The 13,614-nt window shown below is 47.8% G+C and carries 12 protein-coding genes and 1 other RNA gene; 6 read left to right on the forward strand and 7 right to left on the reverse strand.

All coding sequences use genetic code 11. The annotated features are described in order from the left end of the window. The first annotated feature begins 18 nt into the window (after positions 1 to 18). From B3Z23_RS13690 to amtB, 4 genes are all read left to right on the forward strand, one after another. Positions 19 to 1,794, forward strand: a complete 1,776-nt coding sequence (locus tag B3Z23_RS13690) for a SmdA family multidrug ABC transporter permease/ATP-binding protein (protein WP_294911027.1) — start codon at positions 19 to 21, stop codon at positions 1,792 to 1,794. Next, positions 1,795 to 3,585, forward strand: coding sequence for a SmdB family multidrug efflux ABC transporter permease/ATP-binding protein (locus B3Z23_RS13695; protein ID WP_294911030.1), 1,791 nt, complete (start codon positions 1,795 to 1,797; stop codon positions 3,583 to 3,585). Between the two features lie 237 nt (positions 3,586 to 3,822). Continuing rightward, positions 3,823 to 4,161 carry a P-II family nitrogen regulator gene (gene glnK, locus B3Z23_RS13700; protein WP_038018716.1) on the forward strand — a complete coding sequence of 113 codons (339 nt, stop codon included), beginning with the start codon at positions 3,823 to 3,825 and terminating at the stop codon, positions 4,159 to 4,161. Positions 4,162 to 4,193: 32 nt separating this feature from the next. After that, on the forward strand, positions 4,194 to 5,480 hold the full coding sequence (gene amtB, locus B3Z23_RS13705) for an ammonium transporter AmtB (protein ID WP_038018720.1): 1,287 nt from the start codon (positions 4,194 to 4,196) through the stop codon (positions 5,478 to 5,480). A 281-nt stretch (positions 5,481 to 5,761) separates the two neighbouring features. Here amtB and tesB read toward each other — a convergent pair whose 3' ends face one another. Beyond that, positions 5,762 to 6,625, reverse strand: coding sequence for an acyl-CoA thioesterase II (tesB, locus tag B3Z23_RS13710; RefSeq protein ID WP_294911035.1), 864 nt, complete (start codon positions 6,623 to 6,625; stop codon positions 5,762 to 5,764). A gap of 191 nt (positions 6,626 to 6,816) precedes the next feature. On the opposite strand from tesB, the gene B3Z23_RS13715 reads away from it, so the two are divergent. Then, on the forward strand, positions 6,817 to 7,311 hold the full coding sequence (locus B3Z23_RS13715; RefSeq protein WP_294911037.1) for a YbaY family lipoprotein: 495 nt from the start codon (positions 6,817 to 6,819) through the stop codon (positions 7,309 to 7,311). Positions 7,312 to 7,334: 23 nt separating this feature from the next. Here B3Z23_RS13715 and B3Z23_RS13720 read toward each other — a convergent pair whose 3' ends face one another. Continuing rightward, positions 7,335 to 7,652, reverse strand: coding sequence for an MGMT family protein (locus tag B3Z23_RS13720; protein ID WP_294911039.1), 318 nt, complete (start codon positions 7,650 to 7,652; stop codon positions 7,335 to 7,337). A gap of 155 nt (positions 7,653 to 7,807) precedes the next feature. Between B3Z23_RS13720 and ffs the strand changes: the two genes are divergently transcribed. Continuing rightward, positions 7,808 to 7,904: signal recognition particle sRNA small type (ffs, locus tag B3Z23_RS13725), an RNA gene on the forward strand. Between the two features lie 362 nt (positions 7,905 to 8,266). Here the strand turns inward: ffs and B3Z23_RS13730 are convergent. The 5 genes from B3Z23_RS13730 to B3Z23_RS13750 all read right to left on the reverse strand — a co-directional run bounded on the left by B3Z23_RS13730 (position 8,267) and on the right by B3Z23_RS13750 (position 13,614). Continuing rightward, entirely contained in the window at positions 8,267 to 8,485 is a 219-nt protein-coding gene (locus tag B3Z23_RS13730; RefSeq protein ID WP_038018732.1) for an HHA domain-containing protein, read from the reverse strand. A gap of 17 nt (positions 8,486 to 8,502) precedes the next feature. Continuing rightward, complete coding sequence (gene tomB, locus B3Z23_RS13735; RefSeq protein ID WP_294911043.1) at positions 8,503 to 8,883, reverse strand: Hha toxicity modulator TomB; 381 nt, start codon at positions 8,881 to 8,883, stop codon at positions 8,503 to 8,505. Positions 8,884 to 9,893: 1,010 nt separating this feature from the next. Further along, positions 9,894 to 10,034 carry a type B 50S ribosomal protein L36 gene (gene ykgO / locus B3Z23_RS13740; protein WP_087487659.1) on the reverse strand — a complete coding sequence of 47 codons (141 nt, stop codon included), beginning with the start codon at positions 10,032 to 10,034 and terminating at the stop codon, positions 9,894 to 9,896. A 2-nt stretch (positions 10,035 to 10,036) separates the two neighbouring features. Further along, the gene (locus B3Z23_RS13745; RefSeq protein ID WP_294911046.1) at positions 10,037 to 10,300 is read right to left on the reverse strand and encodes a type B 50S ribosomal protein L31; all 264 of its coding nucleotides are present in this window, start codon (positions 10,298 to 10,300) and stop codon (positions 10,037 to 10,039) included. A 167-nt stretch (positions 10,301 to 10,467) separates the two neighbouring features. Further along, complete coding sequence (locus tag B3Z23_RS13750; protein ID WP_294911048.1) at positions 10,468 to 13,614, reverse strand: efflux RND transporter permease subunit; 3,147 nt, start codon at positions 13,612 to 13,614, stop codon at positions 10,468 to 10,470.

Consider the following 13,614-nt stretch of genomic DNA (forward strand, 5'->3'; position numbering starts at 1 on the left):
TAATAATGAGATTTCTCTGTGCTGTTATTTAGTCAGTTGCGCGAATATTTTGCTACAGAATGGCGAAGGTATAGTGGAGCTGTCAGTCTGCTAATCGTTGTTGCTTTACTGCAATTACTACCACCGAAACTGGTTGGGATTATTGTTGACGGGGTCATTCACCATGACTTGTCTCACCGTCAGTTGGTGGGATGGATTGCAGCGATACTGGCGATTGCTTTGGTCACCTATTTGCTTCGTTATGTCTGGCGGGTATTACTGTTCGGTGCCGCCTACCGGCTGGCCGTTGTTTTACGCGAAAAATACTACCGCCAGTTGAGTCAACAGAGCCCGGAGTTTTACCTGAAGCACCGGACCGGTGACCTGCTGGCCAGAGCCACCAATGATGTTGACCGCGTGGTATTTGCTGCCGGTGAAGGTGTTCTGACACTGATTGATTCGCTGGTGATGGGACTGGCGGTACTGATGGTCATGAGTACACAAATTAGCTGGCAGCTCACCCTGACGGCCTTACTTCCCATGCCTCTGATGGCGTGGATTATTAACCGCTGTGGAAAGCAACTTCATCAGCGATTCCGTGATGCCCAGGCTGCCTTTTCGTCACTTAATGATCAGGCGCAGGAAAGTTTAACCAGTATCAGAATGATTAAATCTTTTGGTCTGGAAGACTTTCGCTCAGCTCAGTTTCTTAATACCTCTGAACAGACCAGCGTTGATAACTTGCGTGTCGCAAGAGTGGATTCATTATTTGAACCGGTCATTTACCTGGCGGTTGCCTGTTCTAATTTTTTGGCAATTGCAGGAGGAGGCTGGATGGTCTGGCACCAACAACTCTCCCTGGGCCAGTTGACCAGCTTTGTGATGTATCTGGGATTAATGATTTGGCCAATGCTGGCTCTGGCATGGATGTTTAATATTGTTGAGCGGGGCAGTGCTGCCTGGATAAGGATTGAGGCACTACTCTCCCGGGCCCCGACTATTGTTGACGGGCAACATCGGTTGCCAGAAGGACAAAGTGATATACAGATAGATATTCGACGCTTCTGTTACCCACAGACTGATATTCCGGCCCTGCAACAGGTCAGTATTCAGCTGGCCTGTGGAGATGTTCTCGGTATTTGTGGTCCGACCGGCAGTGGGAAATCGACCCTGCTGGCGCTGATTCAACGTCATTTTGATATTACTGACGGTGAAGTGATTTATCAGTCAAAGCCTCTCCCTTACTGGACACTGGATGACTGGCGGCAACGACTGGCGGTCGTCAGCCAGGAACCGTTTCTGTTTTCTGATACCATTGCGAATAATATCGCTTTGGGAAATCCTGATGCCAGCCCGCAGCAAATTGAACAGGCGGCTCAGATAGCCTGTGTGGATCAGGATATCCGGCGGTTGCCTGACGGATACCATACCCAGGTTGGAGAACGTGGAGTAATGTTGTCTGGCGGGCAAAAACAGCGTATTTCTCTGGCCAGGGCACTGTTAATGGATGCGGAAATACTCATCCTGGACGATGCATTATCGGCAGTAGATGGCGGCACTGAACACCAGATATTGTCTAATCTTCGTCAATGGCTCGGACAGCGTACAGTAATCATAACCGCCCACCGACTTTCTGCGCTGGCGATGGCGGATGAAATTGTCGTTTTACATGACGGAAAAATTGTCCAGCGTGGACAGCATCTACAGTTAGAAAAAGATCCGGGTTGGTATCGGGAGATGTCTCAGTATCAGAAAATTGAAGCATCCCTCACCACCCCCGCGGCTCCGGTCTGCGAACCACTTCAGGAGGTTTGAGTGTCTCAACAGGCTTCTTTTGTGAAAACCCTGAAGCGGTTGCTGGTTTACGGTATGCCGTGGAAGAAACAGTTGATTACAGCGGTGTTGCTGTTGGTACTGGCGGCGGCGGCACAGGTAGCGGGGCCTGCGTTAATCAGTTATTTTATCGACCATTTTATCAGTGCTGAACAATGGCAGTGGGGCCCGGTGTTAGCTGTCGGAGCCGGGTTTCTGTTACTCCAGATTTTGGCTGCCTTATTTAATTACCGGCAGTCATTGTTATTCAACGAGGCCGCCATTGGGGTAGTCCAGAAACTGCGTTGTGATGTCATGGATGCAGCATTACGTCAGCCACTGAAAGCGTTTGATACGCAGCCGGTAGGACAACTGGTCTCCAGGGTCACCAATGACAGCGAGGTGGTGAGGGACCTGTACATCACTGTTGTCGCCAGCGTGATGCGTAGTGCAACACTGATTATCGCCATGCTGGTGGCTATGTTTGCACTGAACTGGCAGATGGCGCTGATTGCCGTCTGTATTTTTCCGCTGGTTCTGGGAGTGATGATTGTCTACCAAAAGCGCAGCACCGGAATTGCCAGGCAGGTCAGAACTTATCTGGCAGATATTAATAACAGTCTGAATGAGGTGATCATTGGAATGACGGTAGTGCAGCAATTCCGTCGCCAGAAACATTTTGCTCAGCAGCTTAAACAACATAACGAAAAACATTATCAGGCCAGAATGAAAATTCTTCGGCTGGATGCATTTTTGCTGCGACCTCTGTTAAATCTGTTTTCAGCGGTGATCCTGGCGATGCTGGTACTGGTATTTTGCCTGGCAGCGCCGGGACATTTTGAAGTTGGGGTGCTGTATGCCTTTATTGCTTATCTGGGGAGAATTGAAGAACCCCTGATAGAGCTGACTACCCGCCAGTCGTTGCTGCAACAGGCAGTTGTTTCCGCTGAACGTATTTTTGAATTGATGGATGCTCCGGCACAGCATTACGGTCATGATAATCAACCGCTCCGCTCCGGCAGGCTGACGGTCAGTCATCTGTCGTTTGCCTATCAGCCTGGTCGTGATGTTTTGAAAAACATTCACTGTCAGGCAGAAGAAGGGGGCTTTCTGGCGTTAGTGGGTCATACGGGGAGTGGTAAAAGTACCCTGGCCAGCTTGCTGATGGGGTATTACCCGACAGAGCGAGGGCAGATAACCATTGACGGGCGGCCGGTGGGCGGGATGAGCCATCAGGTGTTACGTAAAGGCGTCGGTATGGTTCAGCAAGACCCGACCGTACTGGCAGACACTCTGCTACAGAACATCCGGCTGGGCAGAGATATTAGTGAAGAAAACGTGCTGGCTGCACTACATCAGGTAAGGCTGTCAGGCTGGGTAGAAAGTTTACCACAAGGCATTCACACCTTTTTGGGCGAACAAGGCAGCAGTTTATCGGCCGGGCAAAAACAATTACTGGCTCTGGCTCGTATCCTGGTCGATGTGCCTGTGTTGCTAATTCTTGATGAAGCTACGGCGAGTATCGATTCCGGTACCGAACTGGCATTGCAACAGGTATTGGCAGAGTTACGTCACAAAACGACGCTGGTGGTTATTGCACACCGGTTATCAACTATTACTGCCGCTGATAATATACTGGTCCTTGATCGAGGAGAGATTACAGAAAGCGGTACTCACGAGCAGCTGCTTTCAATAAACGGCCGTTACCGGCAAATGTATGAGTTGCAGCGGGCAGGCCATGAACTATCACACAGCACTGTACCTTCCCTACAGGCCGGTGATGCACTCTATTAGTACATTTTAATCAGATGACTCCTATGGATGCACTATGTTGATGCCTGAGGCACTAATATGGTGCATTTTCGCGACTGTTTTTTATTTCTCTCCTGACTCTCCTGTTGTGACTGGCGAACCAGCCGCGAATTTCGCGCTTTCGATTAACTTCAGATTAAGAAAATAAATGGCATGGTGTTTGCTTCTGATAGTGCAGGTTCAGTGTAACTTATAATTTCAATACCCGGAGGGAGTGATATGAAACTGGTGACCGTGGTTATCAAGCCATTTAAGTTAGAAGACGTGCGTGAAGCATTATCTTCAGTAGGTATTCAGGGATTGACCGTTACTGAAGTCAAAGGTTTTGGTCGTCAGAAAGGTCACGCAGAACTTTATCGCGGAGCTGAATACAGTGTTAACTTTTTACCGAAAGTAAAAATTGATATTGCGATAGCAGATGATCAGCTCGATGAGGTTGTTGATATTATTAGTAAAGCCGCGTATACCGGCAAAATTGGTGATGGGAAAATTTTCGTTTCAGAACTGCAACGGGTCATTCGTATCCGTACCGGTGAAACTGACGAAGCTGCGCTTTAATTTAGCCTTTGATTGTTGAGGGAAGGGAAAAAATGAATAAACTTCTGACGAAACTAGCTCTGGCGGGTGCGGCTCTTTCGCCATCACTCGCATTTGCTGCTCCTGCGGTAGCAGATCAGGCCGATAATGGATTTATGATGATTTGTACTGCTCTGGTACTGTTTATGTCTGTACCAGGCATCGCTCTGTTTTACGGCGGTCTTATCCGTGGTAAGAACGTCCTGTCAATGCTGACTCAGGTTGCGGTGACTTTCTCACTGGTTGCGGTGATATGGGTAATTTATGGTTACTCTCTGACTTTCAGTGACGGTAACAATTATTTTGGTGGCTTTGGCTGGGTGATGCTGAAAGGTATCGAACTGAAAGCAGTCATGGGCACCATCTATCAGTACATCCACGTAGCATTCCAGGCTTCGTTTGCCTGTATCACTGTCGGACTGGTACTGGGTGGCCTGGCTGAGCGTGTACGTTTCTCTGCGGTACTGATTTTCACTATTATCTGGGTAACGCTCTCTTACTTCCCAATAGCGCACATGGTGTGGGGCAATGGCCTGTTGGCTAAAGATGGCGCTCTGGATTTCGCCGGTGGTACTGTGGTGCACATTAATGCTGCGGTTGCCGCGCTGGTTGGTGCCTACATGCTGGGCAAACGTGCTGGTTTTGGTAAAGAAGCCTTTAAACCACATAACCTGCCGATGGTATTTATTGGTACTGCTATTCTGTATATAGGTTGGTTTGGTTTTAATGCCGGTTCTGCTGCATCTGCAAATGAAATCGCAGCTCTGGCCTTCCTGAATACTGTGGTAGCGACTGCGGGAGCGGTATTGTCCTGGGTATTTGGTGAGTGGGTATTACGTGGTAAACCTTCTCTGCTGGGTGCATGTTCAGGCTTCATTGCTGGTCTGGTAGCAATTACTCCGGCCTGTGGCTACGTGGGAGTCGGCGGTGCGCTGATCATTGGTCTGGTTGCGGGTCTGGCCGGCATGTGGGGTGTTACTTCACTGAAACGCTTCCTGCGGGTTGATGATCCTTGTGATGTATTCGGTGTTCACGGCGTGTGTGGGATTGTGGGTTGCATCCTGACGGGTGTATTCGCATCCTCTTCTCTGGGCGGTGTAGGCTATGCAGAAGGTGTCACTATGGGCCATCAGGTGTGGGTGCAGATTCTGAGCTGCATCGTAACTATCGTCTGGTCCGGTGTAGTTGCTTTCATTAGCTTTAAAGTGGCTGATATGGCCGTCGGACTACGTGCTCCTGAAGATCAGGAACGTGAAGGTCTGGATGTTAACAGCCATGGTGAGAATGCTTACAACCAGTAAGTTAAACAGATTAACGGCCTGAGGCTGGTAAGTAAAAAGGGGCGATCGTCGCCCTTTTTTTTCGTCTCCGGTTCGGCTGGATTTTTCCCCACGGGCCCGGTGTGATTCTTCAGAAGTTGCGGCATGAATCACAACTTATTGTTGTGTGAGATTAAGCACCTCAATGAGCTTGTTATTCCGCAGCATTCCTGTCCTTTTTTGGATTGATCAGCAGAGGAGATAAAAAAGCCCGGTCATATCGCCAGGCCTTCGGGTTCAGCCACCTTTCCGGGAGGACAGGTTCACTTATTTCGTACCCGGATGACACCTTCCTGAACAGCAGAAGCCAGCAACTGTCCCTCCTGACTGTAAAATTCCCCTCGTACAAAACCGCGGCTTCCGGAGGCGGAAGGGCTGTTCACACTGTAGAGCAGCCATTCATTAAGGTTAACTGGACGATGAAACCACATTGAATGATCGATAGTGGCGACCTGCATCTCTGGTTCAAGAAAACCTTTGCCATGAGGTTGCAAGGCAACAGGCAGGAAATTGAAATCAGAAGCATAACCCAGCAGATATTGATGCAGAGTTTGATTATCGGGGAGTTTGCCGTTTGCCCTGATCCAGACCTGGCGGACAGGTTCACTGATATGACCCTGCAACGGGTTATGAAGTTGTACCGGTCGGAATTCAAGAGGACGTTCAGCGCTCATTAGAGGACGTAATTTTTCCGGGATTTTATCAAACAATTGAGCCGCCAACTGTTGTTCATTCGGCAGTCCTTCCGGACCACGAATATCTGGCATTGGGGTCTGATGTTCAAAGCCTTCTGCGGCAGCCTGGAATGAAGCTGTCATAAAGAAGATCGGAACTCCGTTCTGTATGGCTTTAACACGACGGGCACTGAGGCTTCTGCCGTCGCGCAGAATTTCAACGTCATAAATAATCGACTGACGGCTGTCACCCGGTCTCAGAAAATAGCTGTGAAATGAGTGGACGTGACGATCACTGTCTGTGGTTTGCTGTGCTGCACACATCGCCTGACCAACAACCTGTCCCCCAAATACCTGAGGTAATCCCAGTTCTTCACAATCAGCGCGAAAAAGCCGGCTATCCAGTTGTTCTGGTTGCAATAAATCGAGTAATTTCTTTAATGCCTGACTCATAGTTACCTCAGAGTGATCAATGGATTATTAACCAGGATTTTTCTTATATTTTGTCAGTTCAGCCGGTTTGGCATTAATAAACAGGAAGAACCCCGACATTCTGCCAGAATTATCACATGGCGGTGGATAAAAACACTATTGAGTAACTATAGATCACCGTTGTTCATTCTGTTCATAAGGAGACGACATCAATGAAATCTATGCATATTATCAGTGGATTAGTTATAGCATTATCGGTTACCGCATGTGCCGATAAAACTGATGTACCCGTGGGTGCCCTTAAAGCACCTGGTATCAGTGCTAATGTAGCGCAACCCGTAATATCCGGAGCCGTGTTTGTTCGTCAGCGTATCGCATTACCTGAAAATGCAGTACTGACGGTCACTTTGTCAGATGCTTCAAACGGTACGGGGCCAACCCGGGTTATTGCGCAGAAAGTTCAGAAAATCTCCGGACAACAGGCGCCTCTTCACTACAAACTTCCATTTAACGGCAGAGACGTGAACCCTCAGGGACAGGTACTGTTAAGTGCGGCCATTACACTGGATGGGCGGGTAATTTTTGCTTCAGAATCATTGCAGCCTGTGACTGCAGGTATCACACAGCGTAAAGATCTGATGTTGGTGGCTGTTCCGCAGGTGGCGGTTCCGGTCGCGGCGCCAGCAAGTGCACCTGTTGCACCTTAATCCAGGGAAAACTGGTCAGGCGCTCATTCTGCGCCTGACCAGTGATATTTAGCCAGAGAAATAGTGTGCTGAGGGCCAATTTCTATATTCTCAGCCAACAGAGCATTGCGCTGACGTAAAAGACTTTCTCCCCGCAGCGAAATTCTCCCCATTCTGTTAACCACCCGATACCAGGGCAGTGCAGACCCCTCGGGTAGTTTACTCAGTATACCACCGACCTGTCTGGCGGCTTTGGAATTGCCTGCCAGCCGCGCGACATCACCGTAGGTGGTGACCTGACCGAAAGGGATTGCTGCGACAATCATCCATACACGTTCCCGAAAATTTAATTCTTCTCTCATCTTCAACCCTGACGTTGCTTACCAGACTTTCAGATAATTATAGAGGGCAGTAGTGTTCAAGAAAACAACGGTTAACTGTCACAGGCTTGCAATTAACCTCACCATCACTGATAATGCCTCCGCTTTGAGAGATCAGAGCTTTTCAATGGGGACTCTGCTGGTTCTCCCGCAATGCTAACTTGTGAACCCGGTCAGATCCGGAAGGAAGCAGCCGCAGCAGGTAACGCATGTGCCGGGATGTCGCTGGCAGAGGCCCCACCCAATTGATTCTTTAGAGTCTTGTCCCGGATATCTGTTATTCTCAGCACTTCATCCTACACCCTAATGCTGCACCCGATCTCCGGACCGGAGAACCACAGATCCGGCAGTTATATATTCCCTGTTTTCAACGGTATTTTTCTGGAAACAGTTTTCCTTCCACACCAGTAGTCAGCTTTGACAGGCAGAATTAATAACCACGCCGGAGGGGATAAGCAGGACCCGGTCAGGCAATATCTCTCTGCGGGATATAGTAAAACCCCGCAGGTATCATTCATTCAGATTTCAATTTTCCGGAGTGATGAAAGTTTCAGGAAGATAATCTGATTAATCACAAAAATATAAATGCAGTATTGTTACCTTACATACTTCCACACGGTTGCCGGAACTTTGTCATACAATTTATTCATTGTCAGTTCAGCCAGACGGTGATCGGCGGCTGAATAAAAAACCACCAAATCCTCGTCAGATAATTCATATTTATTCTTCTCAATTACCCGTTCGAGGGTATCAATCGACCGGCAGCGTCTGAGGCGCATCAGATAATCTGTTTTAGTTAATGTAGGGTTGCTCATATTAAAACCACTCCTGGCTAATGTATGAAGCTGTGTCCATTTTTCTCACAGGGACTGGCTTCAAAAAATAATCTAAATAGCTGGTTTGACGAAGTTTTCCAGAAACTGAACTCTTGTTTATTTACAGTATAACCGCTAAATAATGTAAATGTGTCGTCAAGATATTTATCAACCTGTTTAATCAGTTGTTCGTCTTCACTATGTTTTAATTTATAGAGAATACTGAAAGCTGCAATGTGTTCGATCAACTCGTGTAGTTGCAGGTTTTCTGCTGAAGCAGGATCATTTATCCAGCAGGTTTGCTGCACGTTGAGGGTAGCAATACTTTCATCAAACAGATTTTCACACAGAAACTTCAACTGCGCCACATCATACCTTTTAGGTGAGTATTCATCCATCTTTTCCACCTCTCATAAACCCGGCTGAAGATAAATTCAGCGAAAATAGAAAGCTACGGAAGATTCTCAATGACTAATGTTGGTTAACTGTCGGGTCTGGCATTTCATCGCAGGGGATTTTGAAAATTAACCATTCCACAACACAAATGATCAGGTATGTAAATTCTGACCCCGGGTGAACAAAATAGTTTAACTGGTCAGCTGAATTTTTATTCCCGATAGTTTGTCGCAGCGGATAATTTTAATACCCGTGATTAAATAGGTATAACACCGGGCTAAACAATCATCAATAACCGTGCAGGTATGATTAAATGAACTGGTTAGAGTATGAACCTGATTGGAACATACAGGCAAATTATCATTTATAGATTGAATCTATCAATAAAGAATTTTCTTAAAAAACTTCTTTTGATAATCATAAAATTTTGATTAAAAGGGGGATTTATTGCGCCTGCTTCTATTGCAGGATAGCACAAAATAACGGCAGTCAGAGTTTAATCTGTACCTGTAATAGCCAAAGGACAGATATCCGGAAACATTTAGTTGCTTTCGTTTACCCCTCTGTGTCTTAATTTGTGATGTTATAACATTTCCTGGTTATCAGTCCATGACTCCGTTTTCCTTTCCTGTCTATGATTTTGGCTGAAAGGCAGGTCCTGCTGCTGGGAGAGATTTATATCCCCACGTACCGGTATTAATGACCCGCATTTTTGTATCTACAGGGGGCATTTTGTCGTATTAATGATGTTGCCAAAGGATAACGCACATTTCCGGTGCCACTGGCAGGATCATACTTTTAAGAATGGATATCTTAATGACGTTACAGGCTGCCCGGATAGGCTTATTACTGCATGGAGTTTTACCTTACCCGGGAGGCCGGTCGTTATTTTAAGAGTGTTTTATTGTTGCCACTGTGGGGGACTGGCAGAGGGGGGAGCTGCTGTCACGAGGGAAGGTAATGTTTTAATCGTGATAAAAGCGGTCCTGAAGGCAGGGCCGCTTTATTGGCTTTATCTTTTCTTTTTTCTGCCCTGAACCGCTTTAAAACGGGGATTAGATTTACAGATAACGTATACCCTTCCGTGGCGGCGAACCAGTTTACAGTCAGGATGACGTTGTTTTGCAGATTTAAGGGAGCTAAGTACCTGCATGGCTATTCCCCTGTTTTATTACCCAGAAAACGACCATAACGTTGCTGGAACCTGGCCGCACTACTGTCCTTAGAGATGGTTTTCTGTTTACCAGTATAAAAACTGTGAGACACAGAAGAAACATCTAACGTGACATACGGGAAGGTTTCTCCCTCGTAATCGATAGTCCGGTCGGTTTTGATCGTTGAACCCACTTTGAAAAATTCATTTGCCGTCGTATCGTGAAATACTACAGGACGGTAGTAAGGATGGATATCCGGTTTCATAATGCCCCTGAATTGTTATGTTATAACATACCCACAGTATGGCGTTATAAGCCGTTTTAGGCAAGGGGGTAAAGAGGTTGTTTTTCGTGTGATGAATGAACTGATTGAAATTTAGATAAAAAAAGAGGCTGCCGGGGCAGCCTCTGCGTTGATGATGTTGTTACAGACTATTTGTGCTCCACGTAAGCAGTATTTTCATCGGTTGTTTTAATCTTTCCAAACCGGCGACGTACTACCACAAAGAATACCGGCACCAGGAATATAGCCAGGCAAGTTGCCGTTACCATGCCACCGATAACCCCGGTACCTACAGCATTTTGAGAGCCGGAACCTGCACCGGTACTGATAGCCAGAGGCAGTACCCCAAGGATAAAGGCCAGTGAGGTCATCAGAATCGGTCGCAGACGCATACGGACAGCTTCCAGCGTAGATTCCACCAATCCTTTGCCTTCTTTGTCCATCAGGTCTTTGGCAAACTCGACAATCAATATGGCGTTTTTCGCAGAGAGTCCGATGGTGGTTAACAAACCAACGACGAAGTAAACGTCATTACTCAGGCCTCGCAGGGTGGTAAACAGTAACGCACCGATAATACCCAGTGGAACCACCAGCATTACCGAGAACGGAATTGACCAACTTTCATACAGTGCCGCCAGACACAGGAATACTACAATCAGTGAAATGGCATATAACGCAGGTGCCTGGTTTCCTGACATTCGTTCCTGGTAAGACATGCCAGTCCATTCATAGCCGATACCCGCCGGAAGTTTAGACGCCAGTTGTTCCATCAGCGCCATCGCTTCCCCGGAGCTTTTGCCTGGTGCTGGTTGCCCCAGAATCTCCATTGACGGTAAACCGTTATAACGTTCAAGACGTGGTGAGCCGTATTGCCATTTTGCCGACGAGAATGCCGAGAAAGGCACCATCGTTCCGCTGCTGTTGCGGACATACCACTTGTTAATATCGCTTGGCAACATACGATCCACAGCTTTGCCCATCACGTAAACTTTCTTCACACGACCACGGTCGATGAAATCGTTAACGTAACTACCGCCCCAGCTGGCGCCGATGGTGGTATTGATGTCTGAAATAGACACGCCCAGCGCGTTAGCTTTCTCCTGATCGATGATCAGTTTGTACTGAGGTGTATCTTCCATGCCGTTAGGGCGAACGCCAACCAGTACGTCAGGATGCTGTGCAGCCATTCCGAGCAACTGGTTACGGGCTGCAAGCAATTTCTCATGGCCCAGGTTACCCTGGTCAATCAGCTCGAAGTCAAAACCAGTGGCATTACCTAACTCAATAATTGCCGGCAGGTTAAACGGAATAACAAAGGCATCTTTAATCTGACTTAACGCGGCCATGGCCCTCCCGGCAATTGCCGGAACTTTGTTATTACTGCCTGAACGTTCATCCCAGGGTTTCAGACTGACGAATGCAATACCGGTGTTCTGTCCACGCCCCGAGAAGCCAAAGCCGTTCACCGTAAACACAGACTGAACATTGTCTTTTTCTTTGGTCAGGAAGTAATCAGTAATCTGATCCATTACCTTTTGGGTGCGCTGTTGGGTAGCGCCGGCAGGCAACTGTGCCTGTGCCAGTAACAGACCCTGATCTTCATCCGGTAAGAATGAGGTAGGTAGCTTGGCAAACAGCCATACCATGCCCACCACGATAACCAGGTAAATCACCAGATAGCGTCCGGTACGACGGATAATGTGACTGACACTGTTGACGTAGTGGTTAGTACTCTTATCGAAAATCCGGTTAAACCAGCCAAAGAAACCTTTATCTTTAGCGTGATCACCCGGTTTAATCGGTTTCAGAATGGTTGAACACAGTGCCGGTGTCAGAATTAATGCCACCAGAACCGACAGCCCCATCGCCGAAACAATAGTAATAGAGAACTGACGATAAATAACCCCGGTAGAACCGCCGAAGAAGGCCATGGGGATAAATACTGCGGACAATACCAAGGCTATCCCAACCAGTGCGCCCTGAATCTGTTCCATGGATCGTTTAGTGGCTTCTTTTGGCGGTAGATTTTCCTCCACCATGACACGTTCGACGTTTTCTACCACCACGATGGCATCATCGACCAACAGACCGATAGCCAGTATCAGCCCGAACATCGTCAGGGTGTTTATCGAATAACCAAAAGCATCCAGTATGGCAAAAGTTCCCAGCAATACCACCGGCACCGCAATTGTCGGAATCAGTGTGGCACGGAAATTCTGCAGGAACAGATACATGACCAGGAATACCAGCACAATCGCTTCAAACAGCGTTTTTACCACTTCGAAAATAGAGATTTTTACAAACGGAGTGGTGTCATACGGATAAACAACTTTCAACCCGTGCGGGAAGAAAGGTTGCAGTTTGGCCAGTTCTGCCTTCACTGCAGCGGCGGTATCCAGGGCATTTGCCCCAGTGGCCAGTTTGATCCCCAGACCTGCGGCAGGTTTTCCATTATAACGGGCAATCACTTCATAGTTTTCGCCGCCCAGTGCTACATTAGCGACATCCCCCAGAGTGACCTGAGAACCATCCGGATTAACTTTCAGCAGGATTTTCTTAAATTCATCCGGCGAGGTCAGGCGGGTCTGAGCAATGATGGATGCATTTAACTGCTGGCCTGGCGCCGGAGGTGACCCCCCTAACTGGCCGGCAGCCACCTGGGCGTTCTGGGCTTTAATTGCAGCAATCACATCCACCGGGGTGAGCTGGTAATTATTCAGTTTGGCAGGGTCCATCCAGATGCGCATAGCGTACTGGGCACCGAACAACTGAGTATCACCTACGCCAAGGGTACGGCTGATAGGATCTTTAATATTCGAAGCGACATAGTCGGCGATATCATTCTGGTCCATGCTGCCGTCATCACTGACGAAACCCGCTACCATCAGGAAGCTGCTGGAGGATTTTTTAACACTGATCCCTTGTTGCTGAACTTCCTGGGGTAACAATGGTGTTGCCAGTTGCAGTTTGTTTTGCACCTGAACCTGAGCGATATCGGCGTTAGTTCCGGCCGCAAAGGTCAGTGTTAACTGCAGTGTCCCGGAAGAGTCACTACTGGAAGACATATACAGCAGACCATCAATCCCGTTCATATTTTGTTCTATGACCTGGGTGACGGAATCCTGAAGCGTTTTTGCATCTGCGCCCGGATAGGTTGCCTGAATCTGAACCGCCGGAGGAGCAACCGCAGGGTATTGCTCAATCGGAAGGTTCAGAATCGACAACGCCCCTGCCAGCATTACAATGATGGCGAGTACCCATGCAAAAATCGGGCGATCGATAAAGAACTTAGCCAT

It is taken from the genome of Tatumella sp. UBA2305 (assembly GCF_002345795.1).
GTDB classification, from domain to species: Bacteria; Pseudomonadota; Gammaproteobacteria; order Enterobacterales; family Enterobacteriaceae; genus Tatumella; species Tatumella morbirosei.

What these genes read in the sequence shown, in the direction of transcription:
- glnK (WP_038018716.1), top strand. Translation starts at nt 3,823, where the DNA reads ATGAAACTGGTGACCGTGGTTATCAAGCCATTTAAGTTAGAAGACGTG.
- amtB (WP_038018720.1), top strand. Translation starts at nt 4,194, where the DNA reads ATGAATAAACTTCTGACGAAACTAGCTCTGGCGGGTGCGGCTCTTTCG.
- tesB (WP_294911035.1), bottom strand. Translation starts at nt 6,625, where the DNA reads ATGAGTCAGGCATTAAAGAAATTACTCGATTTATTGCAACCAGAACAA.
- B3Z23_RS13715 (WP_294911037.1), top strand. Translation starts at nt 6,817, where the DNA reads ATGAAATCTATGCATATTATCAGTGGATTAGTTATAGCATTATCGGTT.
- B3Z23_RS13720 (WP_294911039.1), bottom strand. Translation starts at nt 7,652, where the DNA reads ATGAGAGAAGAATTAAATTTTCGGGAACGTGTATGGATGATTGTCGCA.
- B3Z23_RS13730 (WP_038018732.1), bottom strand. Translation starts at nt 8,485, where the DNA reads ATGAGCAACCCTACATTAACTAAAACAGATTATCTGATGCGCCTCAGA.
- tomB (WP_294911043.1), bottom strand. Translation starts at nt 8,883, where the DNA reads ATGGATGAATACTCACCTAAAAGGTATGATGTGGCGCAGTTGAAGTTT.
- ykgO (WP_087487659.1), bottom strand. Translation starts at nt 10,034, where the DNA reads ATGCAGGTACTTAGCTCCCTTAAATCTGCAAAACAACGTCATCCTGAC.
- B3Z23_RS13745 (WP_294911046.1), bottom strand. Translation starts at nt 10,300, where the DNA reads ATGAAACCGGATATCCATCCTTACTACCGTCCTGTAGTATTTCACGAT.
- B3Z23_RS13750 (WP_294911048.1), bottom strand. Translation starts at nt 13,614, where the DNA reads ATGGCTAAGTTCTTTATCGATCGCCCGATTTTTGCATGGGTACTCGCC.